This is a genomic window from Archangium minus, assembly GCF_044360475.1.
Taxonomy (GTDB): Bacteria; Myxococcota; Myxococcia; order Myxococcales; family Myxococcaceae; genus Archangium; species Archangium minus.
This window is the reverse complement of record NZ_CP043494.1, coordinates 11476370-11499097: the sequence shown is the minus strand read 5'-3', so window position 1 is coordinate 11499097 and position 22728 is coordinate 11476370. Positions and strand designations below refer to the sequence as shown.

The window sequence follows — 22728 nt, the reverse complement described above, 5'->3', positions numbered from 1 at the left end:
CATGTCTCCCATCTACCGAAATCGTCTGGCTCTGGTGGCGCTCCTGCTGGGCCTCGTGCTGGCCGGGGCGGCCTGCCGGAAGGACGAGGGGTCCGAGCGACTCGCCCGTGCCGAGGCGAGCTACGCCGCTCTGGTCGAGCGCGGTGTCCCTCCGAAGGACCCGGCCTGGGACGCCGTCATCGCCGAGCTGGAGTCCGTGCCACGAGACTCCAAGGCGAGGCCCGAGGCCGAGCGGCGGCTCGCCGTCCTGCGCGAGCTTCGGAGCACTCCGCTGCCACGCCGGCCCCTGTCGAGGCCCGGCGTGCCGGATGGTGGCTCTCCCTCACTGGATGAGCACGGCCATCCAATGGACGGACACGCCCACCCAAGGTGACCGGAAAAGTTGGGCTTGCGCAGCCGCGGGGATGGGTTATCCAAGCGCGCACCATGCCCATTCCGCAGACAGGCACTCCGGCTCCCGACTTCCAACTGCAGGACCAGAACGGCAACGACGTGAAGCTCTCCCAGCTCCGGGGGAAGAACGTCGTCCTCTACTTCTACCCGAAGGATGACACCCCGGGCTGTACGCGGGAGGCGTGTGACTTCCGGGATGAGCACTCGGCGCTCCAGGAAGCCGGGGCGGTGGTGTTGGGCGTGTCGCCGGACGACATCCGGAGCCACCAGAAGTTCGCCACGAAGTTCTCGCTGCCCTTCCCGCTGCTCGCGGATACCGGGCACCAGGTGGCCGAGTCCTATGGCGTGTGGGGCGAGAAGTCGCTGTATGGCCGGACGTTCATGGGCATCACGCGCGCCACCTTCCTCATCGACACCGAGGGCAAGGTGGCTCGCGTGTGGCCGAAGGTGAAGGTGCAGGGCCACGTGCAGGACATCCTCCAGTCGCTGAAGGGAGGCGCGGAGGAGGAGGGCGCACCGGTCCAGAAGAAGGCGCCGGTGAAGAAGGCGGCCGCGGCGAGCAAGCCCGCGGCGACGGCGAAGAAGGCCCCGGCGCGCCGCAAGTAGTCCCCTAGACGGTAAGGGAGCATCCATCCCCTCTCCCTCTGGGAGAGGGTCGGGGTGAGGGTCTCGTCCCCTCGCATGTCCGCTCGCCGCTACCGACCTCCCGCTCGCATGAGCACCCCTGTCCGTAAGGGAACGGAACGGACGAAGACAGGGAGGCGGTCATGTCGAAGAGGGGTGTGAAGCTGGGCGTGGTGGGCGTGCTCGCCACGGGGGCGTTGCTCACCGGATGCACCAGGGACGGCTACAGTGAGGGCCGGACAGGCTCCCTGTCGGCCCAAGAGGACTACTACGCCGATCAGGCTCAGGAGGAGACGGGAAAGGCTCATTCCAACCTCGACTCCAGTGCCTCGTTGTTCGAGACCAACGAGCAGAAGCGGGAGGCCAACGATCCGGAGCGAGGCACGGGAGGCGCCGGTGATGCGTCGCCCGCTTCGCAGCTTGCCAACCCGCAGCGCATCCAGGCGCAGGGGGACCAGTGGTTGCGGCAGGACTTCCGCGTCCCGTACCCGCCGCCTGAGTACAGCGCGCTGATGGCCATGCCTCTCGGAACGGGCAAGCCGCTGCGGGCGGGCCCCAATGGCGCATGGGTTCAAGGCACCTACGCCGTCGAGCTGGGCTCCGGTACCGCATCGTCCATCGCGCCTTCCAGTGGTTCCCTTCAGCCGCAGGAGCCGGCGGTGGGCACCCAGGCGCCTGCCCAGCGCCCCCCAGTCGAAGAGGGAGCGTCGTCAACCCCCGGCCAGAAGGGGGAGAACCTGAGCCAGTAGTGCCCGAACGAGCCGGCTTCCCTCACTGGAGGGCGGCCGGACGAGCGGGCCCTCGCCGGAAACCCGCTTGGTAGCCGGGATGCATCCGGGTGGCCATCCCTGAAGACGCGGCTCGCTCGCCCCTCGCAGCCCGCGAGCGGCGAGAGCGCTGGACATGGTCTCTGGAGACGACATGCACGACAGAGGTTTCAAACGGTGGGTGGTGGTGGGGGCGCTGGCCTCGGCCGCGTGGCTGGTTTCTGCGTGTGAGTCCGCGCAGCAGCCTGGGAACGAATCCTTCTCGCCCGGCTTCGTCCGGAATCCGGCCCAGGCCGGCTTCAACGGAACCATCAAGGACATTCCAACCAGCATCGATCCCCGGACGCCTCAGACGGAAGGCACTCCGGGCCGCAGCTTGCCGCTGGACGCCGGGGAGCGGGCCCTGCTTGAGCAACAGCGGCAGCAAGGGATGGGGGGCAGCGGCGGCGCTGCGTACGAGGCACAAGGCCCCGAGGGCACGATGATCGAGCCGGCGAATGACGAGCCCGCCGCGCGGAGCCTCCCTGGGGAGAGCCTCGAGCCCGCGGACGCGACCCAGAAGCCTCGGAAGCCGCTGAGTCGTTAGCGCCAATCCAAGCCTGGACACATCTGGATTCACCGGGCTGCCGATGACGGTGCCCGGAAGAGAGGAGCGAACATGCGCGGAAACATTCGCAGGTGGTTGGTGGTGGGGGCGCTGGCTTCGGCCTCGCTGTTGTTCCCGGGTTGCACGAACACGAATCGCGGGGGCGACGAAATGCAGCCCGAGATGGGGACGGGCGGCTCGGGCAGCGCGGGCCTCGAGGACCAGAGCGGGATGGGTGGCTCGGGGGACGTGAGCCTCGGAGAGCAGGGGATCGGCGGCTCCGGTGGCGCGCAGAAGGGCGGCGCCAAGACTCAGGACGCGGGGACCTCGGGCCCGACGGACGCGGGCACGGGCGGCGCGGGCCTCGAGGGGAGCCAGGGCTCGGGCACCACGGGCCAGGGCGTCACGGGCTCTGGCACCGATGAGCAGGGCGGTAACACCCGGACTCCGACTGGCGGCGTTCCCACCAAGTAGCCAGTCGAAGTCGCAGTCGGCGTTACGGTCAGACCGGACGGGACGCCAGCATCACCTCGGTGGGGTCCTTCCCGTTGAAGCTGCTGGCGAGCCCCTCGGCGAGCGCGCGGTGCTGGGCGTCGCCGAGCGTGGCCAGCCGGTCCTCAGGGCCGTGAGCGAAGCGCGCCTCGAGCCGGGCCAGACGGCGGTGGGCCTCCTCGATGCGCGCGCGCGGCACGCGGCCGGACTCCACCGCGCGCACCAGCGCCTCAATGGCCCGCCGCTGCACGTCCGCCTGGTGGCACACGAGGAACAGGTCCACGCCGGCCAGCGTGCCCTGCACCGCGGCCTCTTCCACCGAGTAGTGGTCCGCGATGGCCTTCATCTCCAGGTCATCGCTCACGAGCACGCCGTCGAAGCCCAGCTCCTCGCGCAGCACGCCGTGCAGCACACGGTGGCTCATGGTGGCGGGCAACTTCGGGTCGAGCGCGTCGAAGAGCACGTGCGCCGTCATCAACGAGGCGAGCCCCGCCTGGGCGAAGGCGCGGAAGGGCACCAGCTCCACGCGGCGCAGGCGCTCCATGTCGTGCGGGAGCCGAGGCAGCGTCAGGTGGCTGTCCGTGGTGGTGTCGCCGTGCCCAGGGAAGTGCTTGCCGCACGAAGCCACGCCGCCGGCCTCCAGGCCTCGGGCGAGCGCCACGCCCATGCGCGCCACCTCGTCCGGGTCGCGGCTGAAGCTGCGGTCACCGATGACAGGGTTGGTGGCGTTGGTGTCCACGTCCAGCACGGGCGCGAAGTCCCAGTCGAAGCCCACCGCGCGCAGCTCGTGCGCGAGCAGCTGTCCCATGCGCTCCACGAGCGCCAGGTCTCCGCGCTGGCCGAGCTCGCGCATCGGGGGCAGGGTGGTGAAGGGCGCGCCGCGCAGCCGGGCCACGCGTCCGCCTTCCTGGTCCACCGAGAGGATGAAGGGCCGGCGTGCGCGTGACTTGATGTCGCGGCACAGGGCGGCCGTCTCTTGCGCGGTCCCCACGTTCCGTTTGAAGAGGATGGCACCGAAGATGCCGTCGTCCATCAGCGCGGCGAAGTTGTCGTCGATGCGCGGGCCAGGAAAGCCCACCATGAACAGCCGGGCACAGTCTCGGTAGAGGGCATTGCTCATAGAGGCCCCACCTTCTCACGCCTACCGGAGCGCGGGGAGGGAAGAGCGCAGTGGATGCTCGCCTCCACACGCGGCTGCCTGCCCATCCGTCAGGAATGCCGCATTGGGCCGGAGGGGAGCCAGGCGGGCCAGCCGTGCCTCCCCAGCCGGAGGGGGTTCAGGCTGGAGGCTTGGCCCATGACGGGAAGAAGGAGGGCCGAGGGGTGGGCAGGGTCGTGGAAGACGCTCTGGTCGGCGGGGACGAGCATCTTCGCGGTGGCGAGCGGCTCGCCGCTGCCGGTGTTGCGAGCGAAGCGTGGGTGGGCCCCGCTGGAGACCTGGAGCCGGAGGCGGTGGCCAGCGAGGAAGCGGTGGGCGGTGGGCCACAGGTCGATGACGACGTGCAAGGTGCCATCGGGCTCGGACGCGGGTTGGCCGGGGACGAGGCGCAGCAGCCCATCGCAGATGTTGGTGGACCTGCCCGAGGGGTCGACGTCGCACACGCGGGCGAAGAAGTCTCCAGTTGGCGGTTGTCTCTCGGCCCCGCCTCGTTCGTCAGGAGCGCACCGCCCACGGTGGGTGTCGGGTCCGCTGGGTCGTAGCGGTAGCGATCGGGCTCCGAAGTCGAGGGCGTGGCAGGAGAGAGGCCCCGGCCTGCTTGCAGGTGCCAGCGCTGGGCATGGGCACCGCGAGGTCCTGCTCGACGATGACGTCATGGGTGTCCGCGGGTGGAAATTCCAGGAGACGCGCGAGGACGCGGCTGACAATGGTCATGGCTGACCATGAAATCACACCGGAAGTGAGGGTGACTCCTCCCAATTGAGGGGCGCGAGATTGCCATTCAGGTTAGGCGCTCCGGAAAGAGAGGCTGCCACCGTGAGCATGATTCTCTTGGTCGACGACGAACCAGACCTGTTGGACCTCTACACCGACGTGCTGGAAATCATGGGCGACCAGGTCATCCAGGCGCACGACGGCATGGAAGCACTGGAGAAGGCCCATCAGCAGCGACCGGATCTGATCGTGACGGATTGGATGATGCCTCGGATGGATGGGGTCGAGCTCTGCCACAGCGTGCTCCGGGACCCGGGACTTGAGGGCATTCCCATCATCCTGCACAGCTCCAGGCGGGCGCCCCGGATCCCGGGCGTCCACGTCCTCTCCAAGAGCTGCCCGCTGGAAGAGTTTGAAGATGCCGTGGCTCAGGCGCTCGACAACATCCAGGAGCCAGTGCCGGCCCCAGACCCCGTGCAAGTCGCTGCAGAGGCCCACTGAGGGGCACTCGCTCCACGCGAGAGGAGCTCAGCCGTGAACACCGTCACTTGACGGTTACACGGTGGAGCGGGTTGGGCGTGATAGGCGGGTTGGGATGGGCGCTTTCTTGCGACTCGTTGCAGTCGTGGGGCTGTTGGCTGCTTCCGCGTGCGTCTCGATCTCGGGTGGGCCGGGCGGTATATCGCCATCGCAATTCGAGTTCGTCCCTGTTGTTTCCCATGATGGGAAGGGCTCCGGTGGGTGGAAGGCAGCCCGGTTGATCATCAACCTCTTGCGCTTCCTGGACGAACCGGACTTCGTCACCTGCTACCTGTCAGTGCAGGTTCCTGAGAGCAACGTTAACGGAACCGTTACGGATGGCTTCGCTCAGCGGATGGCTGCACAGGCCGCGGATGCTGCGGCAGCACGTGTGGCCGGGCAAGGCCATCTGTCCGCGGAATTGTGCTTGCGGTTCAAAGTCGAGATGCTGCGTGAACTCGAGCTGTTGATTCCTGGCTCTCGCATCGAGCAGCTCCTACCCTGAGATCACCGGGACTTTTCATGACAGAAGGTACAGAGTCAGAGTTTCCCACTGCCTCGCAGCTCGTCGATTTGGTCCACCATTACCTCCCGGCGAACATCTGGGAGTCGGAGCCGGGCTACGGTGCGACGCCCGAGTACCAGCGACTCAAGGCCGCTCGCAGTGCAGCCGCTGAAACCGGGAAGGAGCGCTGGAAGGCGCTTCTGGCGCGACTGCGCGAAGAAGTGCCTCAGTGCAAGGTGGAGGATTGGACCATCCTCATCTCGGATAATTGTTGGCGGGTGCGGTTGCTTCTTCCCGACAGGGTTCCCGTAGAAGGAGGTGGAGAGGAATTCCGATACGTGGTGGGGCTGGTGAGCATCTTCGCGCCCGTAGCGGCGACGTATACTTCCTTCAAGCAACGCATCGCCGAGCACCGGTGGCGTCCTTCCCAGACCTTCTACGAACCGGTGCCCGCAACGCGGGAGTACGAAGAGGTTCTGGTGCGTCTCTTATGCGAGGAACTGGGAGCGCCACGGCTGCCAAACGAGACACTTTTTACACCGGTGCCCGACATTCAATACCGCTGTGTCGCGATGAAGGAGGCACGGCTCATCGACTGCCTCTTCACGGACGACCGGTGGTGAGCAGACCCTCACCCCAACCCTCTCCCAGAGGGAGAGGGAGTTACTTGCGCAGCAGAGTGCCCTCGAAGAAGAAGGCGAATGCGGCGGCCACGATGAGCCACGTCCACAGTGGCACGGGCGGGCGCTCCGCATCCGAGCTCGACGCCTTCACCGTCTCCTCACCGAAGTGCGCGGAGAGCGCATCCTGCGGCAGTCGGCTCAAGTCGCTCTCGGCTGGGTCGAGCGTCGCGGCAAAGGCCAGTGCGCTCACCGGCTTGCCGTCTCCACCCAACACAGAGAACGTCCCCGGTTGCTCCACCGGACCCACCAGCACCGTGCCGTCCGGCTGTGCCTTGTGTGGCACCTCCGCGCCGTCCGGCGCCTTCACCGCCGATACCGTCTGCGTACCCTCGGGCCTCAGCGCGAGCGTCTCGCCCACGCGGACCTTCTGCTCCTCACGCTCCTCCAGCGAGCCCGCCAGGTACGCCGCGAAGCGCTGCATCAACGGCAGGAAGCTCGTGCGGATGGCGAAGTCGCTCCAGTCGCGGTCCACCGTGCTGGTGAAGAGCGCTACCCGGCCCTTCCCACGTCGCGCCACCGCCACCGCTGGAGCTCCGTCCTCGTACGTGGCCAGCACCTGGCTCGCGCCCTGCGGCGTGCCGCTCCCATCCGCCTCCAGCAGCATGTACCGATAGAAGCGCGCCCCCACCAGGCCCTCCTCAGCCCGGCCCGTGAAGGGTGCGAAGAGCGGATGCTCTACCCGCACTTGCGCCAGCTTCGCCGCCTTGTCGTCTGCGTCTGGGTCTTCGCGCTCCACGCTGGTGCGCACCAAACGCAGGTTGCGCGGCAGCAGACCTCCGAATCGCGCGTTGTACGCCTCCGGGTCCACGTGGTCGCCCATGCTGACGAAGAGTCCGCCGCCGTTCTCCACGAAGGCCCTCAGCTTCTCCGCCTCCGTCTCGGCCGGAGCCGGCGCGTTCAGCAGGTACACCAGGTCGTACTGGGCGAGGTCCTCGCGCCACCCGGCCTCCGCGTCCCGCACCGCCACCTGCACCGGCGAGCCCGGGGCCGACAGCGCCGCCTCCATGAAGAAGGCCTCGTCCCGGTAGCGCGTGGGGTTGGGCGAGCCGTTCACCACCAGTGCCTTCAGCGGCCTTGGCACCGCGAGCACGAAGGCCCGCCGGTCATCCTCAGCCAGCCCATCCGGTGTCAGCGCTCCGTGGCCCACCACCGTGCCACCCTGCTGGAAGCGCACCGTCAGAGACTTCTGCGCCGTGCCGTTAGCGGGCACGTCCACGAAGCCCTTACCCAGCGTGGTGTCCGCCGTGCGCACCGCCGCCTCGAGGTCCTTCAGCGGGGTGTCGCTGAAGTTCTTCACCGTGAAGGTGAACTGGAAGGCGCGCGGTCCCGCCTGCAGCGCGGGCTCCACCTTCAGGTCCACCAGCGCGTGGTTGGGCAGCGCGTCCTTGCCGTTGGCCGCGTCGCGCAGCACCACCTCGGGGCGTACCGCCTCACCCGTGGGGCCCTTCACCGTCGGAGTCGGCGCCTCCAGGCGCATGGAGCCGGCCGTCAGGTCCGACACCACCACCAGGCGCTTGCCCGCCATCGGGTTCTCCTCCAGCGAGCGCGCCGCCAGGTCCAGGCAGCGCGACAGGTCCGCTCCCGCGTACGTGGGCTGTGCCTCGTCAATCACCTGGCGCAGCCTCGAGCGGTCGAAGCTCGGCGCCGCAGGCGGCAGGGGTGAGCCCGTGCACACCAACACCGTCGCGGGCTCCTCGGGCCGCAGGTCCGCCAGCGCGTCGCGCGCCTCGTCCCGGGCCCGCTCAAAGAGGGGCGTGCCGTCCGACCAGCGCATGGACAGCGACGCGTCCAGCACGATGGCCGTGGCCGCCGGGCCCTTCACCACCGCCGCCGCCGCCTCGTCCCGTTTCCACTCCGGCCGGGCCAGTGCCACCGGCAGCGCAATCAGGATGAGCGTGCGCAGCGCGTACAGCAGCAGCCGCTTGAGCTTGAGCCGGCTCGCGGTGCGCTTCTGGCTGCGCAGCACGAAGGCCAGGGGCCCGAAGGGGTGGGGCCGGGGCCGCCGCCGGTCGAAGAGGTGGACGAGCAGCGGAATGAGCGCCGCCAGCGCGCCCAGCAGCATCCACGGATGCGCGAACGTCACCGGCGCCTCCCCCGCTTCCCCAGGAAGCGCAGCAACACCTCGTCCAACCGCTCGTCGGTGCGCACCAGCTCGTAGTCCACGTCCGCCTCCGCGCAGGCCGACTTCACGTTCGCCAGGAAGGCCCCGAACTCCTCCAGGTAGCTCTCCTTGATTTCACGCGGGTTCACCTCGATGCGGCCCTGGCCCTCCATGTCGAGGAAGAGCGTGGGGTCATCGAAGGGGAACGTCAGCTCCGCCGGGTCCACCAGGTGGAACACCGCCACGTCGTTCCTGCGCTGGCGCAGCGCGAGAATCCGCTTGAGCGCGTCCTGGTTCTCGTCGAGGAAGTCCGACAGCACGACGACGGAGGAGCGGCGCGGGAGCACCTCGGCCAGGTGGTCCGCGGCGGCCACAAGGTGGGTGCCGCCGTTGGGCGTGGCGTGCTCGAGCGCGTCCAGCAGCACGTTGAGGTGGCCGGCCGAGGCGCGCGGGGGCACGTCCTGGAAGCGCCCGTTCGTCATGAGTGCGAGCCCGGCCGCGTCCTGCTGGCGCACCAGCAGGTAGCACAGCGCGCCGGCCAGCGTGGTGGCCACGTCCAGTTTGGAGAGCGCGCCGCTGCGGTAGCCCATGGAGGCGGACGCATCCACCACCATCACCGCGCGCAGGTTCGTCTCGTGCTCGAAGCGCTTGACGTAGTACTTGTCGAACTTGCCGTAGGCCTTCCAGTCCAGGTGGCGCAGCTCGTCACCGGGCGCGTACTCCTTGTGCTCGGCGAACTCCACGCTCTGGCCCTGGTGCGGGCTCTTGTGGAGGCCGGACAGCACCCCCTCCATGACCGCGCGGGCGCGCAGCTTCACGCCCTGGAGCCGAGCCAGTGTCTGGGCATCCAGCAGCATGCGCGGGCGCTATCCCTTCACCAGTGCGACGAGCTGGTCCACCAGCTTCACCGAGGTGGTGCCCTCGCTCTCGGCGGTGAAGTTGGGCAGCACGCGGTGGCGCAGCACCGGGCGGGCCACCGCCTTCACGTCCTCCACCGAGGCCACGAAGCGCCCATTCAGGATGGCGCGCGCCTTGGCCGCCAGCACCAGGTACTGGCTCGCGCGAGGGCCCGCTCCCCACGAGACGTTCTTCGCGATGAAGTCCGGCACGCCCGGCTCCTTGGGCCGCGTGTGGCGCACCAGCTCCACCGCGTAGCGCACCACGTGGTCCGGCACCGGCACCCGGCGCACCAGCTCCTGCAGCGCCAGAATCCGCTCGGGCGAGAGGATCTTCTCCAGCTTGGGCTGCGACCCGCCGGTGGTGGACTTGACGATCTCCACCTCCTCCTCGGCGGTGGGGTAGCCCACGTCCACCAGGAACATGAAGCGGTCGAGCTGGGCCTCGGGCAGCGGGTAGGTACCCTCCTGCTCGATGGGGTTCTGCGTGGCGAAGACGAGGAAGGGCAGCTCCAGCGGGTAGGTGCGGCCACCGGCGGTGACGCGGTACTCCTGCATGGCCTGCAGCAGGGCGGCCTGCGTCTTGGGCGGGGTGCGGTTCACCTCGTCCGCGAGGATGATGTTGGCGAAGAGCGGCCCCTTCAGGAAGCGGAAGGCGCGGTGCCCGGTGGCCTTGTCCTCCTCCAGGATGTCCGTGCCGGTGATGTCCGAGGGCATCAGGTCCGGCGTGAACTGGATGCGGTTGAAGGACAGGTTGAGCACGTCCGCCAGGGTGGAGATGAGCAGCGTCTTGGCCAGGCCGGGCACGCCGACGAAGAGGCAGTGGCCGCGGGCGAAGAGCGCGATGAGCAGGTGCTCCACCACGTCCCGCTGCCCCACGACGCGCTTTTCGATCTGCGCGAGGATCTGAGCTTTGGCCCGGGCGAGCTCCTCGACGGCCTGGAGGTCCTCGCGGGTGGCTTCCGGAGCGGGCGGCGGGGCAATGGGGGCGGCGTTTTCCATGAGAAGCGTTCTCTTAATCGCGGGCGGCGCGCGGTCCAAGGGGTTCGCGAGGGGGGCGCGGCTCGAACGTGGGGTGCCAACCGTTCCGGCGTCCTCGTATTCCTGCCATCGGACGTTCATCCGTCCTCGGGCTCCCGAGGCTGTCCCCCTGCCCCCCGGGGGGGTTCAGACGACCCCATGCACGGGGGGATGCCGACGGGAATGACCCCCTTACCTTCCCCCGGTTCGTGTCTCCAGGCTTCTCGGCCGGACACGACGGTGGGGAGAACGCATGCACCAGGACTCAGGAGTACACACCAACCGTCTGTGGAAGGGGCTTGTGCCCGCCGCGCTGCTGGCGCTGGTTGCTGGGTGTGGAGCGGACCCAGGCCCGCAGGAGTCCTCTCCCACCGACCTGCCTCCAGGTGAGACGACGGGGCCGGTGGCCTCGAGGCCTCCCAGCCCTCCTTCCGAGGAGCCGCCCGCGACGGCGGTGCCCGAGCCGGTGGAGCCCGGGCCCCAGGCGGGGTCCTGGTTTCACCGCTTCGGGGGACCGCAGGATGATTCCGGCACGGGGCTCGCTGTGGACGGCTTGGGGAACATCTCCGTGGTGTGGCTCTCCACGCCTCGTGAGGATGACGATCGCGAGTCCGTGCCTGGCCAGCGGCGCGGCCTCTCGGTGGCGCAGTACAGCCCGGATGGGACGGAGCGGTGGGTCCGTGATTTCTCGCGGATGCGTGTGGCCTCGCCGAACGTGGCGGCCTCGCCCTCGGGGGACCTCTTCCTCTCTGGCAACGCCTTCTTGTACCCGCTGGACTTCGGCCTGGGCGCGGCCACCGACGGCTTTGTGGTGAAGTTCTCCGGCGAGGGCCAGCCCCTCTGGCAGCGGCGCGCGGGCCAGAAGGTGTACGGAATGGCGGCGGACGGGGAGGGGGGGGTGCTCGTCGTGGCCGAGGAGTGGACTCCGGAGGGCCATGTCCCGGTGCTCGCCCACTATGACGCCCAGGGGGCCTTCGTCTGGACGCGGCAGCTGGACCTGGTGGCTGAGGGGACGGAGTTGCACGCGGTGGCGCTCGATCCCTCCAGCCGGACGCTGCTCGCCGGACGCCTCGTGGGGACACTCACGGTGGATGGTCGCGCCTTCGGGGCCGAGGGTGGACAGGGGTTGGTGCTCCTCGCCTTCGAGAAGGACGGGAGCCTCGCGTGGGGCAGGGACTGGCGCGGGGTGGATGGCCACGTCACTGGGCTGAAGCTGAACCCGGAGGGAGGCGCGGTGTTGGTGGGCGGGTTCCGCGACACCCTGCCATGGGGCGATACGCGCCTCTCGGGTCCTGGGGCCTTCGTCGTCGCGGCGGATCCGGACGGTGCCGAGCGTTGGGCTCACCCGCTCGACTGTGGCGCCGCCTCGGCTCCTCCCGTGGTGGCAGTGGACGAAGCGGGCCAGGTCGTGGCCCTCTGTGGAGGCATGCTGAGCGCGTACGCCCCCGAGGGGACGCAGCGGGACCAGCGCCTGTTGTCTCCTGGTGAGTGCCCCGAAGGGGACTGTCCGGTGATGGGCACCGCGCTGGGCATCGTCCCCGGCCAGGGCGTCACCCTCGCGGGCTACCAGCGGCACGGCGGCGCGGGGGCGGGGAATGCCTGGGACCAGGAGGCCTTCCTGCGTCTGCTGACCCCGTGAACTTCCAGCCCGAAGCCCCTGCGATTTCCCAAAAAGCGCGAAGAACCTGAAGGGGTTCGCAGGGCGAGGTCTGCCGAGGGCGCTCATGTGCGCACCTGTGTCGTGTGAGCGGCGGGCAGGCAGGCAAAGGAGGACAGAAAGACTTGAGCGGGACAGTGGGACCCGCGACAGTCAGAAACATGGATCAGGGACGGCGCACCACGGAACGCAAGGCCGTGGGCCTGCTGGTAAAGCTCAAGCACACGGACATCGGCAGCTTCGTCGAGGAGTTCGCCGTCAACATCAGCCCTGGGGGCATGTTCATCCGTTCACGCGAGCCGCAACCGGTGGGGACGCCCGTGAAGTTCGAGGTGCGCATCGCCGATGGTCTGCGGGTGATGCGGGGCGCGGCCATTGTACGCTGGGTGCGGCCCCCCGAGGACCTGTCCGGCCCGCCCGGCATGGGCATTCAGTTCACGGAGCTGGATGAGCCTTCGCAGGCCCTCGTCGAGCGGATGTTGCAGCGCAAGGGCGCGATGCCCGCGGCGGTTCCCACGATGCCCGCGAACACGCCGCCCCCGGTGGCCGCCGTGCCAGTGGCCACCGTGAGGCCGCCCGCCGCGGCGCCGGTCGCCCCGGTGGTGCCTCCGGTTCGGGCAGTTCCCGCGGTGTCTCCGGTGTCCCCCGGCATGCCCGTCGCACGGCCCGCCCCCGTGGCCCGCCCGAGCGAGCCCATCGCTCCACCTCCTCCTCCGCCGATCACCGCTGTCGACATTCCGATCGACGAGCTCATCGCCGGCACGCCTCCGCCCGCGAGCCCGAGGGCGGAGGCCCCGCCCGCCGCGAAGCCACGCTCGTCCGGGAGCATGCAGGAGTTCGACCTGGCGGACCTGTCGGCGGCGGCCACGCCCGCGCCCGTGGCCCCGAAGCCGGCGGCCTCCGTCCATCGCGGGAGCGCGGTGGAGTTCGAGCTGGAGTCATCCGATGACGACGAGCCGCTCGAGTTCGCGCGGCCGGTGGCGGGGAAGCCCCAGAGGCCCGTCGCGAGGAAGCCGGCTCCGCCACCCGCGGCTCGGCCCGTGACTCCGGCCGCGCCCGCCGTTGCGCCACAGCCCCAGGTGAGTGCGCCCGCGCCCGTTGCCGCGAAGCCGGCGACCTCGCTTGCTTCCGAGCCCAAGAGCTCGCCGGGGCAGGTGAGCACCGTCTTCCTCACGCCGCCCGCGAGCATCGAGAGCAAGGGCCCGGTTATTGGCATTGACCTGGGCACCACCAACTCGTGCGTGGCGGTGGTGGTGAACAACAAGCCCATGGTGCTGCGCTCGCGCGAGGGCTACAACACCATCCCCTCGGTGGTGTCGCTCTCCTCGCAGGGCAAGCTGCTGGTGAGCCACCGCGCGAAGAGCCAGGTGCTGCTGCGCCCGGAGCAGACCATCTACGGCGCGAAGCGTCTGGTGGGCCGCCCCTTCGACAGCGCGGTGGTGAACCAGGTGCGCGAGCGCTTCCACTACGAGATTGTCCCCGACGCGCGAGGCCGAGCCGCGGTGCGGATGGGCGACAAGGTGCTGTCGCTGGAGGAGGTGCAGGGCATCATCCTGCGCGAGTGCAAGGAGTTGGCGGAGCAGCACCTCGGGCAGAAGGTGGAGCGCGCGGTGGTGACGGTGCCGGCGTACTACTCGGAGCCACAGCGCGAGGCGATGCGCCGGGCGGGGTGGATGGCGGGGCTGAAGGTGGAGCGCATCCTCAACGAGCCCACCTCGGCGGCGCTGGCCTACGGGCTCAACCGCGAGGTGACTCGGAAGGTGCTCGTCTACGACCTGGGCGGTGGCACCTTCGACGCGACCATTCTGCGCATCGACAAGAACGTGTTCGAGGTGCTGGCCACGGGAGGCGACATCTTCCTGGGCGGCATGGACTTCGACAACGTGCTGGTGGACCTGTTGCTGGAGCGCTTCCAGCAGCAGGAGAAGGTGACCTTCCAGGGAGACCGCATCGCGCTGTCACGGGTGACGGACGCGGCCGAGCGGGCGAAGGTGGCGCTCTCGGAGGCCAACTCCTACGACGTCCACATCCCGATGTTGATGATGGACGAGGCAGGGCAGCCGCGAGACCTGCACGTCACGCTGACGCGCGCGGACATGGAGAAGGCGTGCTTGCCCATGGTGATGCGCACGCTGGACGTGGTGCGCGACGTGCTGCTGGACGCGAAGATGCGGCCGGGGGAGATCGACGACATCCTCCTGGTGGGCGGGCAGAGCCGCATGCCGCTGGTGCGCGAGAAGCTCAAGGAAGTGTTCGGCAAGCCGCCCCACGCGGGCGTGAACACGGACGAGGCGGTGGCCTTGGGCGCGGCGCTGTACTCGAACGCGGTGGACAAGGTGAGCAGCGTGGTGCTCATCGATGTGTTGCCCATGACGATCGGCGTGGCGATGCCCGGAGGCGCGTTCACCCGCGTCATCGAGCGCAACACGCCGCTGCCAGCGCAGCGCTCGTTCGCCATCTCCACGACGCGGGACAACGAAGAGGTGATGGAGCTGTCCATCTTCCAGGGCGAGGACACGCACATCTCGGCGAACGAGTACCTGGGGACGGTGCGGCTGGAGGGCCTGCCGAAGGGCCCGAAGGGTTCGGTGCGGGTGGCGGTGACGCTGCGGCTGGATTCGGAGTGTGTGCTGCACGTGAATGCGCTGGAGTACTCGACACGCAAGGAGATGAAGGCGACGTTGGCGACGCGCTACACGCCGGAGGAGTTGCGGCAGCGGCTGGGCGTGGCGTCGGACGCGGCGCGGGCGGCAGAGGAGCGGCGAGGTCAGGACCTGAAGGAGCGCTCGGGTCGCTTCTGGGGTTTCCTGAAGAAGGTGGTGGGCAAGGCGTAGCGGGGGCACGGGCCTCATGCACGATGTAATCTGGTTCGTCATTGTCGGGGCGCTGCTCATCGCCATGGCGCTCGGGGGCTCGGTGCTCAAGCGCCTGCCCCTGTCCACCTCGATGCTCTACCTGGTGGTGGGCTTCACCGTGGGGCGTCTGGGCCTGGGCCGGGTGGATCCCTACGCGAGAGCGAAGCTCCTCGAGCATCTCACGGAGATTGCGGTCCTCATCTCTCTCTTCACCACGGGGCTGAAGATGCGGGCGCCATTGACGGCACCGGAGTGGCGCATCGCCGTACGGCTCGCCTCCTTGACGATGGTGCTCACCATCGGGCTCGTGACCGTCGTGGGCGTCTGGTTGATGGGACTGCCGCTGGGCGCGGCCGTGCTCCTGGGCGCGGTGCTCGCACCGACGGATCCGGTGCTCGCCTCGGATGTGCAGGTGGAGAGCCCCTTCCGGCACGAGACCCTTCGCTTCGGGCTCACGGGAGAGGCGGGCCTCAATGACGGTACTGCCTTTCCCTTCGTGATGCTCGGCGTGGGGTTGCTCGGGTTGCACCCCCTGGGCGAGGGATTGTGGCGCTGGGTGGCGGTGGACCTCCTGTGGGCGGTAGTGGCGGGGCTCGGCGTGGGTCTGCTGTTGGGGGGCGCCATCGGACGGATCATCCTCTACCTGCGGCGCACCCACCGTGAGGCCGTGGGGCTCGACGACTTCCTGGCGCTGGGACTCATCGCGCTGTCCTATGGCGTGGCATTGCTCATCCACGCCTATGGCTTCCTCGCGGTGTTCGCCGCCGGGTTCGCGCTGCGACGCATCGAGAAGAGGTCAAACCTGGGAAAGCCGCCGGAGCTCGTGGAGAAGAGCGCGCACGCACGTCTCAAGCACGAGGCGGCGACGGATCCGGAGCATGCTCCCGCCTACATGGCCCACGCGGTGCTCGACTTCAACGAGCAGCTCGAGCGCATCGCCGAGGTGGGCATTGTGCTGCTCCTCGGTCTCTTGCTCGCGGGGCTGCCGTTTTCATCCGAGGCGCTCTGGTTCACGCCGCTGCTCCTGCTGGGCATCCGTCCCGCCGCCGTGCTCCTCACGTTGGTTGGAACGCGCACCTCACGTCCCCAGCGCTGGATGATGGGCTGGTTCGGCATCCGAGGGATTGGTTCGCTCTACTACCTCTTCTATGCCCTCACCCATGGGGTGGAGGAGTCGCTGGCGCGCCAGCTCGTGCCACTCGTGCTCACCGTGGTGGCTGTGTCCATCATGGTGCACGGCATCTCGGTGACGCCCTTGATGCAGCGCTACGAGGAGAAACAGTCACAGGAGTCGAGCGGGTGACCTTCCCGAGAAAAGCGTCAGCTGTGGAGAGAGCAGGACGGTGGGAGTGGCGCTATTCTTTCAGACATGGATCAGGACACCGAACCTCGGCAGCGTGAGCGGTACTTCGAGCTGCTGCGCGCCCAGTCTCCGGCGGAGCGACTCCGCAAGGCGGCTGCGCTGACACAGGCAGCGCGATGGATGGCGGAGGTGGGTATCCGCCAGCGCTTTCCCAACGCAGATGAGACCGAGGTGCGGGTTCGACTGGCCGAGCGCCTCTATGGTCGCGAGGTGGCTCGCCGCCTCTTCGGCGCACACACAGCCCTGTTGCCATGAGCGAGCCGTTTGTCATTCAGGTTGCACTCCTGTGCGCCGAGGCCTTCGAGCAGGTGCAGGCGGGCTACTTCCTCGGAGGCAGCCTGGCTAGCTCCCTGCAGGGGGAGCCGCGCGCAACCAACGACATCGACTTCGTCGTGGACCTCCAGCCTGCCCAGGTTGAGCCATTGAGGCAGGCACTGGGGAGTGACTTCGAGGTCGATGCGGAGGCGCTGCGGGACGCCGTCATGCGCCGAGCCTCTTGGAACATTTTCCACCTGCCGACGGTGACGAAGGTGGATGTCTTCCTGTTGCGTCCAGGTGCATTCGACAGGAGTGAGTTCTCTCGCCGCCGCCGGGTGGTGCTGACATCCGATGGCAGGGGGCTCTACATCAAGAGCCCCGAGGATTCCGTACTGCGCAAGCTGCTGTGGTTCCGGGAGGGAGGAGAGGTTTCCAGCACCCAGTGGCGAGATGTCGTGCAGATCCTCCGCCTTGCCGCAGGAACGCTCGATAGCGCATATCTGCGGGAGTGGGCTGGCCAGCTCGGCACGCAGGATTTGCTCGCGCGGGCTATGGCCGAGGCCGGGTAGGTAGTACCTGCCTCAGTGCCCCCGAGGCGGATGCTGCTCGGGAGGCTGGGGTGCTTCCCCGACCTGCCGGTGTACGCCTCGAATCTCCGCGCTGCGCCAGGGCCAGTGCCCCTCGAGCTCCACAGCGAGGGTGAAGCTCAGGAAGGTGCGGATGAGCACGATGAGCCCGAGCACGACCACGCCGCGCAGCGTGGGCTCCTCGCTGACGGTGCGGATGATGTCCGCGGCCACGAGCAGCTCCAGCCCGAGCAGGATGGAGCGGCCGACCTTCTCCCGGAAGCTACGGAATGCGTGCTCACCGCCCCCGCGGCGGTAGTGGAACAGCACGAGCACGATTGAGACGATCGTGCCCACCACCATGACCGCCACGCCGGCGCCCTCGAAGAGGCGCGCCGACAGCGAGACCCACTCCGTAAACTCCATAGGGAGCCTTTCAGTCGTAGCTCTCGGCACCTGGCGGGCAGCTGGGCTTCTCGCCCATGAGCGCGCGCAGCGTGTTCTTGAGCTTCATGTTCTGCACGAACAGGTCGTGCTCGGGAGAGCGGCCCGGGTCCGTCATGGGGCTCTTGAAGTAGAAGCTCAGCCAGTCCTGCGTGCCGATGCAGCCACCGCGCTGCGCCAGGTCCAGCAGCAGCGCCAGGTCCAGCACGATGGGCGCCGCGAGGATGGAGTCTCGGCACAGGAAGTCGATCTTCATCTGCATCGGGTAGCCCATCCACCCGAAGAGATCGATGTTGTCCCAGCCCTCCTTCGCGTCGCCGCGGGGCGGGTAATACTCGATGCGGACCTTGTGGAAGATCTCCCCGTAGAGCTCCGGGTTGGCGCTCGCATCGAGGATCTCATCGAGCACGCCGCGCTTGGTGAGCTCCTTGGAGCGGAACGACTCCGGATCGTCGAGCACCTCGCCATCTCGGTTGCCGAGGATGTTGGTGGAGAACCACCCGCGCACGCCGAGCATGCGGGCCTTCAGGGCGGGCCCGATGACGGTCTTCATCAGCGTCTGGCCCGTCTTGAAGTCCTTGCCGGCGAGCGCCACCTCGTGAAGACGCGCGAGCTCCGCGGCGGCCGGGAAGTCCACCGCCAGGTTGGGGGAGCCGTTGGCGAACGGCACGCCCTCCTGGAGGCAGGCCCAGGCGTAGATCTGCGAGTTGGTGATGGCCGGGTCGTTCTTCTGCAGGCCGGCCTCGAAGGCGCGGCGGGAGGAGTGCACCTGGTCGGCCGCCACATAGGTCTCGGTGGAGCCGCACCAGACCGCCACCGCGCGAGAGCACCTGTTGTCGCGGAGGAAGGTGCGGATATCCGCGCGCACCTGCTCCACCATGTCCGCCTTCGTGGCGCCTTCCTTCACGTGCGTGCCGTGCAGGCGCTTCACGTATTGCGGATAGAAGACGCCCTTCATCGGGCGGATGGCCTCGAGCTCCTCGCGCACGGGCTCGAGCTGCGAGGCCTCGAGCACCTTGGCGTGGATGGCCGCGTCATAGACGCTGTCCGGGAAGATGTCCCAGCCGCCGAAGACGAGCTGATCCATCCGGGCCAGCGGCAGGTACTCGTTCATGCGCACCTGCTTCCCGCCCGCGCGCATGCTGCCCATCTGCGTGAGCGAACCCACCGGAAGTCCCAGCCCCTTGCGCGCCAGTAACACGCCCGCGATGAACGTGCTGGAGACAGCTCCCATCCCGGGGAGCAGGACGGCGAGCTTCCCTTCGGGCGGGCGGATCGCGTCTGGTCGTTTCATCTGTTCCTCGCTAGTTGTACCGACACTCGGATTGCCCTGCCGGGTCGGAAGACGTGCTGGGAGAGGAACCACCACACCCGCATCCCCACCCCCATGTGCTCGTCTAAGGCTTAAGTACTCGTCGACCAGGTCGCCACTCGTCCCGTGGGCCAATAGCGCCAGGGCAATGTTCTGCTCGCGGGACACTACTCCTCGGGACGATGTCCACAGCGTGACGTGTCCGATTGGATGGACTCGCCTTCTCTTGGAAAGTCTGGCGTCGCTGTGCACCCTCGGCACGGATTCAGCTTCCGAGGTGTTGATGGCTCCGGGTGAGATGTCGAGTGAACAGATCGAGCAGCGGGTGCGCTCTCTGGGTGAATGGTTCCACAACCTGGACTTGAAGGGAGTCCGGACGGCTCCGGGACATTTCCTGGGCGACTTCCCCTCCGTCTTCTGGAAGACCTTCCAGCACGCCTTTCCGCGGGACCTGACGGGCAAGTCCGTCCTCGACATCGGGTGCAACGGAGGCTTCTACAGCCTCGAGATGAAGCGGCGCGGCGCGTCGCGCGTGGTGGGCATCGACTCCGACGAGCGCTACCTGGCCCAGGCCCGCTTTGCCTCCGAGGTGACGGGCCTGGAGGTGGAGCTGCACAAGATGGACATCTACGACGTGGGCTCGCTGGGCGAGACCTTCGACGTCGTGTTGTTCATGGGTGTGCTCTACCACTTGCGCCACCCTCTGCTGGCGCTGGACCTGCTGTATGAGAACGTCGTGAAGGATCTGCTCATCTTCCAGACGATGGAGCGCGGTAGCGAGCAGGTGGGCCAGTTCGCCCCGGACTATCCCATCACCGAGCGCTCCATCTTCGACCGGCCGGACTACCCGAAGATGCACTTCATCGAGCACGAATACGCGGGGGATTGGACCAACTGGTGGGCGCCCAATCGGGCCTGCACCGAGGCGATGCTGCGCTCGGCGGGCTTCGACATCCTCGAGCGCCCCTCGAACGAGGTCTACATCTGCCGGCGCGGCAAGCGTACTGGCAAGTGGGGCGCGGCCTATCCGCGCCAGACCTTGAGCACCACCACCGTTGCGCACCCGGAGACGATTCAATGATTGAAGCGGTGAAGCTGTGGAACGAGCCCAACAACATGTCCCACTGGGACTTTGGGATCGACAAGGACTGGAGCGTCTTCTCGCGCATGGTGCGCCTGGCCGGTGAAGCCGTGCGCGCGGAGAACCCGAAGCTCACCCGCGTCCTCGGGGGCATCTCGCCCATTGATCCCGCCTTCATCCGCCGGATGAGCGACCAGGGTGCGCTGGACGAGGTGGACGTCGTGGCGGTGCACGGCTTCCCGCTCGACTGGAACCACTGGCAGATCCACGAGTGGCCGGAGCGCATCGCGGAGATCCGCGCGGCGTCACGCCACCCGGTGTGGGTGACCGAGGTGGGCGTCTCCACCTTCGGCGCCGAGGAGGTGCAGGAGTTCGGCCTGCGGCGCACCGCGGAGCTGCTGCTCGGCAAGGTGGATCGCATCCACTGGTACAGCCTCTATGATCTCCCGAAGGCCTGGCCGGCGACCACGCGCCACCGTGAGGCGGAAGGCTCGTCGTACTACCGGCACTTCTACATGGGCCTGCTCAAGGAGGACGGCACGCCCAAGCGCGCACTGCGCCACTTCGCGGACTACACGCCGGAGATGGGCATCTGCCAGTGGTTCCACTTCGAGGACCACCGGCTGGATGACGCGGTGAAGTGGCTCAAGAAGCTGGGCGTCAAGAAGCTGCGCACGGGCTTGAGCTGGGCGGACAGCCACCGGCCCAACTACGAGGCCTGGTTCGACCGGCAGATGAGCGCGCTTGAGGATTTCGACCTGACGCTCACGTACTGCTTCACCCCGGGGTCGTGCGGCATGGTTGACCACCACACGAGCCCACCCCGGAACGTGGAGGAGTTCGCCGACTTCTGCGCGCGCATGACGCGGCGCTACGCGAAGTAGGAAGTGGGTGCCGGGTCGCGCAGCAGCGCGGTGTAGCGCTCCGCGGCCCGGCGCAGTCTCGCGGACTCCTCCGGGACGAGCCCCTCCAGTGCCGAGGCCGCCATGACATGGTGGCCCAGCTGGAAGGCCAGGTAGCACGGTCGGTAGAAGTCCATGAGCGCGGCGCTGACGGCGCGGCCACTCGCACGCTCCACGTACTCGGCGAGGATGGACTGCTCCGCCGGATCCAACCCGAGCTCCACGGCGGCCCCCACCACGTCCCAGGCCACGTCCTGGCATCCGACCAGGTCGTGCGCGTCGTGATGGTCCACCGCGTCCGTCTTGAGGAGTCGGCAGTCCGGAAGCACGAGCCACTCCCACGCATGGAGCTTGTTGTCAGTCTCCACTGGGCGCACCTCGGCGGAGAGCCGCTCGAGGCGCGGCGCCCAGACACCGAGCGCTTCGGCGTACCCGTCGCCCAGGACCTGGGCCGTGTTGTAGCGGGCCATCTCCAGCAGCTTGGCGAGTGAGGCGCCTCGCCCGGGCTCGGAGAGGAACCGCCGAGCGCGGAAGCCGAGGTAGGCCCCCACGCGCGCCACGAGCTCCGCGCGGTCCAGCCCGCGTGCGACGGGAAGGGGCCTCGCCCCCTCGAGCCACCGCTGGATGAGGAAGCCGTGTCGCAGTCCCTCGACGGGCGGTGTCAGGCTCGCATCCGAGAGCTGACGTGCGCGCGCCAGGCGCCGCTCTCCGTAGGTACCAAGGCCGGCGAACTTGAGCAGGAACGTTCCGCGCGCCGTCAGGAGGAGGTACTTGCGCCGCTCCTGCTGGATGTGCACCGCGGGCCAGGTGCGCTCGTCTGGGAAGTGCTTGCGTCGCCACGCACCGCCACTGACATCCACGAGCGGACCGACAGCGGTGCCGGTGACGTCCTCAACCCAGTCGACGAGGGGCGCGCGGGTGTCGCTGGGGTGGACGAAGAGCGCATCGAAGTCGGCCGTGTACCGGCGCGCCCGAGCCCAACGTTTCCGGTGTCGCTCGCTGGCCATCGGCCCGAGCTCACCTGCGTGGCTCGGGAAGAAGAGCAACCTGTCCTCGGGGACACCCCGGTCCTCGAGGAAGTCCGCCACCGCGCCGAAGGAGCTGCCCGACAACCCGGGCCCCTCGTCCACGATGGCGACGTGCGACTCCTTGGCTCCGGCGAGGAGCTTGCGCTCGAGCTCGGGGCCGAGACTGAGGGTTCGCTGGAAGGGATGGCCTCCTGGCCTGACGGTGACGGGCGGGGTGGTTGTTCCCGCGGCGGCCGAGACCAGGCACGAGAGGCCCGTTCCAATGCTGCGAATGCCAATCACCACGGGAGGACGCGGCAGCAACCGGAGCGAGCGCGCGGCCTCCAAATACAGCTCTGGGTAGAGCGCGTAGTAGGCGTAGCCCTCGGGCATCTTGACGGTGACCCGCTCTGGGAGCTCCAGACGCTCGAGCGTGTCGATCACCTCGTCCGGGATGGGGCTGTAGCTTGCGAAGCCGCTCGAGTGGGAGTAGCGGATCGCTCGCGCGAGGGCCAGTGGGAGCGCGAGGCACGCCGTGCTCCGCGGGTTCAGCTCGTCCTGACGCTGCGCGGCGAAATCCGCATCGAGCAGACCCTGGGCGAGCTCACCCGCCTCGATGAACAGGGACACCAGCGCGGCGTGACGGACGATGCCCGTGGGCAGGGTGTCGAGTTGACGCAAGCGCTCACGGAGAGCCGCGAGCACCTCGGTTGGTCTCACCTCGCGCTCATGGTCTCCGTAGACGAGCATGGTGTTGTTTCCCCTCCTCGTGGCTGCGGTTTGCTCCCCGGAAGATAGGAGGCCCCTGCTGGAGCGGTTCGGTG

Annotated in this window: 23 protein-coding genes; 15 read left to right on the top strand and 8 right to left on the bottom strand. The window is 68.4% G+C overall.

What is annotated here, in order from left to right:
- Position 1: 1 nt before the first annotated feature.
- From F0U60_RS47055 to F0U60_RS47035, 5 genes are all read left to right on the top strand, one after another.
- Positions 2-373 (top strand): hypothetical protein, encoded by a 372-nt coding sequence (locus F0U60_RS47055; protein ID WP_395810413.1) that lies wholly within the window; start codon positions 2-4, stop codon positions 371-373.
- A 53-nt stretch (positions 374-426) separates the two neighbouring features.
- Positions 427-999: a thioredoxin-dependent thiol peroxidase gene (gene bcp, locus F0U60_RS47050; RefSeq protein WP_395810411.1), complete on the top strand. Its 573-nt coding sequence runs from the start codon at positions 427-429 to the stop codon at positions 997-999.
- A gap of 161 nt (positions 1000-1160) precedes the next feature.
- Positions 1161-1766: a hypothetical protein gene (locus tag F0U60_RS47045; RefSeq protein ID WP_395810409.1), complete on the top strand. Its 606-nt coding sequence runs from the start codon at positions 1161-1163 to the stop codon at positions 1764-1766.
- Positions 1767-1938: 172 nt separating this feature from the next.
- On the top strand, positions 1939-2370 hold the full coding sequence (locus F0U60_RS47040; protein WP_395810407.1) for a hypothetical protein: 432 nt from the start codon (positions 1939-1941) through the stop codon (positions 2368-2370).
- A 72-nt stretch (positions 2371-2442) separates the two neighbouring features.
- On the top strand, positions 2443-2844 hold the full coding sequence (locus F0U60_RS47035) for a hypothetical protein (RefSeq protein ID WP_395810405.1): 402 nt from the start codon (positions 2443-2445) through the stop codon (positions 2842-2844).
- Between the two features lie 28 nt (positions 2845-2872).
- Here the strand turns inward: F0U60_RS47035 and nagZ are convergent, their stop codons facing one another.
- Both nagZ and F0U60_RS47025 read right to left on the bottom strand, forming a co-directional pair.
- A complete protein-coding gene (gene nagZ, locus F0U60_RS47030; protein WP_395810403.1) occupies positions 2873-3982 on the bottom strand; it encodes a beta-N-acetylhexosaminidase in 1110 nt (369 codons plus the stop codon).
- Positions 3983-4071: 89 nt separating this feature from the next.
- A complete protein-coding gene (locus F0U60_RS47025) occupies positions 4072-4464 on the bottom strand; it encodes a CocE/NonD family hydrolase C-terminal non-catalytic domain-containing protein (protein WP_395810401.1) in 393 nt (130 codons plus the stop codon).
- 379 nt (positions 4465-4843) lie between these two features.
- Between F0U60_RS47025 and F0U60_RS47020 the strand changes: the two genes are divergently transcribed.
- The 3 genes from F0U60_RS47020 (at position 4844) to F0U60_RS47010 (ending at position 6382) form a co-directional block, all read left to right on the top strand.
- Positions 4844-5236 carry a response regulator gene (locus F0U60_RS47020; protein WP_395825750.1) on the top strand — a complete coding sequence of 131 codons (393 nt, stop codon included), beginning with the start codon at positions 4844-4846 and terminating at the stop codon, positions 5234-5236.
- A gap of 256 nt (positions 5237-5492) precedes the next feature.
- Positions 5493-5759: a hypothetical protein gene (locus F0U60_RS47015; RefSeq protein ID WP_395810399.1), complete on the top strand. Its 267-nt coding sequence runs from the start codon at positions 5493-5495 to the stop codon at positions 5757-5759.
- A gap of 17 nt (positions 5760-5776) precedes the next feature.
- Positions 5777-6382, top strand: a complete 606-nt coding sequence (locus F0U60_RS47010; RefSeq protein ID WP_395810397.1) for a hypothetical protein — start codon at positions 5777-5779, stop codon at positions 6380-6382.
- A 40-nt stretch (positions 6383-6422) separates the two neighbouring features.
- On the opposite strand, the gene F0U60_RS47005 is transcribed toward F0U60_RS47010, so the two are convergent.
- The 3 genes from F0U60_RS47005 to F0U60_RS46995 are packed head-to-tail and all read right to left on the bottom strand — an operon-like array spanning position 6423 to position 10441.
- Positions 6423-8525 carry a BatA domain-containing protein gene (locus F0U60_RS47005; protein ID WP_395810395.1) on the bottom strand — a complete coding sequence of 701 codons (2103 nt, stop codon included), beginning with the start codon at positions 8523-8525 and terminating at the stop codon, positions 6423-6425.
- Positions 8522-9400 carry a DUF58 domain-containing protein gene (locus tag F0U60_RS47000; protein ID WP_395810393.1) on the bottom strand — a complete coding sequence of 293 codons (879 nt, stop codon included), beginning with the start codon at positions 9398-9400 and terminating at the stop codon, positions 8522-8524. Before F0U60_RS47000 ends, F0U60_RS47005 begins: the two co-directional genes overlap by 4 nt.
- Before the next feature lie 9 nt (positions 9401-9409).
- On the bottom strand, positions 9410-10441 hold the full coding sequence (locus F0U60_RS46995) for an AAA family ATPase (RefSeq protein WP_395810391.1): 1032 nt from the start codon (positions 10439-10441) through the stop codon (positions 9410-9412).
- Positions 10442-10712: 271 nt separating this feature from the next.
- Between F0U60_RS46995 and F0U60_RS46990 the strand changes: the two genes are divergently transcribed.
- The 5 genes from F0U60_RS46990 (at position 10713) to F0U60_RS46970 (ending at position 17161) form a co-directional block, all read left to right on the top strand.
- Positions 10713-12098, top strand: coding sequence for an SBBP repeat-containing protein (locus F0U60_RS46990; RefSeq protein ID WP_395810389.1), 1386 nt, complete (start codon positions 10713-10715; stop codon positions 12096-12098).
- A 179-nt stretch (positions 12099-12277) separates the two neighbouring features.
- Positions 12278-14950, top strand: coding sequence for a TIGR02266 family protein (locus F0U60_RS46985; RefSeq protein WP_395810387.1), 2673 nt, complete (start codon positions 12278-12280; stop codon positions 14948-14950).
- Between the two features lie 16 nt (positions 14951-14966).
- Complete coding sequence (locus tag F0U60_RS46980) at positions 14967-16274, top strand: cation:proton antiporter (RefSeq protein WP_395810385.1); 1308 nt, start codon at positions 14967-14969, stop codon at positions 16272-16274.
- Between the two features lie 66 nt (positions 16275-16340).
- Positions 16341-16589 carry a hypothetical protein gene (locus F0U60_RS46975; protein ID WP_395810383.1) on the top strand — a complete coding sequence of 83 codons (249 nt, stop codon included), beginning with the start codon at positions 16341-16343 and terminating at the stop codon, positions 16587-16589.
- The gene (locus F0U60_RS46970; protein WP_395810381.1) at positions 16586-17161 is read left to right on the top strand and encodes a hypothetical protein; all 576 of its coding nucleotides are present in this window, start codon (positions 16586-16588) and stop codon (positions 17159-17161) included. The genes F0U60_RS46975 and F0U60_RS46970 overlap by 4 nt, the downstream gene beginning before the upstream one ends.
- Before the next feature lie 12 nt (positions 17162-17173).
- Here the strand turns inward: F0U60_RS46970 and F0U60_RS46965 are convergent, their stop codons facing one another.
- Both F0U60_RS46965 and F0U60_RS46960 read right to left on the bottom strand, forming a co-directional pair.
- Entirely contained in the window at positions 17174-17584 is a 411-nt protein-coding gene (locus F0U60_RS46965; protein ID WP_395810379.1) for a DUF1622 domain-containing protein, read from the bottom strand.
- 10 nt (positions 17585-17594) lie between these two features.
- Complete coding sequence (locus tag F0U60_RS46960; protein WP_395810377.1) at positions 17595-18896, bottom strand: inositol-3-phosphate synthase; 1302 nt, start codon at positions 18894-18896, stop codon at positions 17595-17597.
- Between the two features lie 244 nt (positions 18897-19140).
- On the opposite strand from F0U60_RS46960, the gene F0U60_RS46955 reads away from it, so the two are divergent.
- On the top strand, positions 19141-19995 hold the full coding sequence (locus F0U60_RS46955; protein WP_395810375.1) for a TIGR04290 family methyltransferase: 855 nt from the start codon (positions 19141-19143) through the stop codon (positions 19993-19995).
- A complete protein-coding gene (locus tag F0U60_RS46950) occupies positions 19992-20879 on the top strand; it encodes a beta-xylosidase (protein ID WP_395810373.1) in 888 nt (295 codons plus the stop codon). Before F0U60_RS46955 ends, F0U60_RS46950 begins: the two co-directional genes overlap by 4 nt.
- On the opposite strand, the gene F0U60_RS46945 is transcribed toward F0U60_RS46950, so the two are convergent.
- Positions 20867-22654: a hypothetical protein gene (locus F0U60_RS46945; RefSeq protein WP_395810371.1), complete on the bottom strand. Its 1788-nt coding sequence runs from the start codon at positions 22652-22654 to the stop codon at positions 20867-20869. The genes F0U60_RS46950 and F0U60_RS46945 overlap by 13 nt on opposite strands.
- Between the last annotated feature and the right edge of the window lie 74 nt (positions 22655-22728).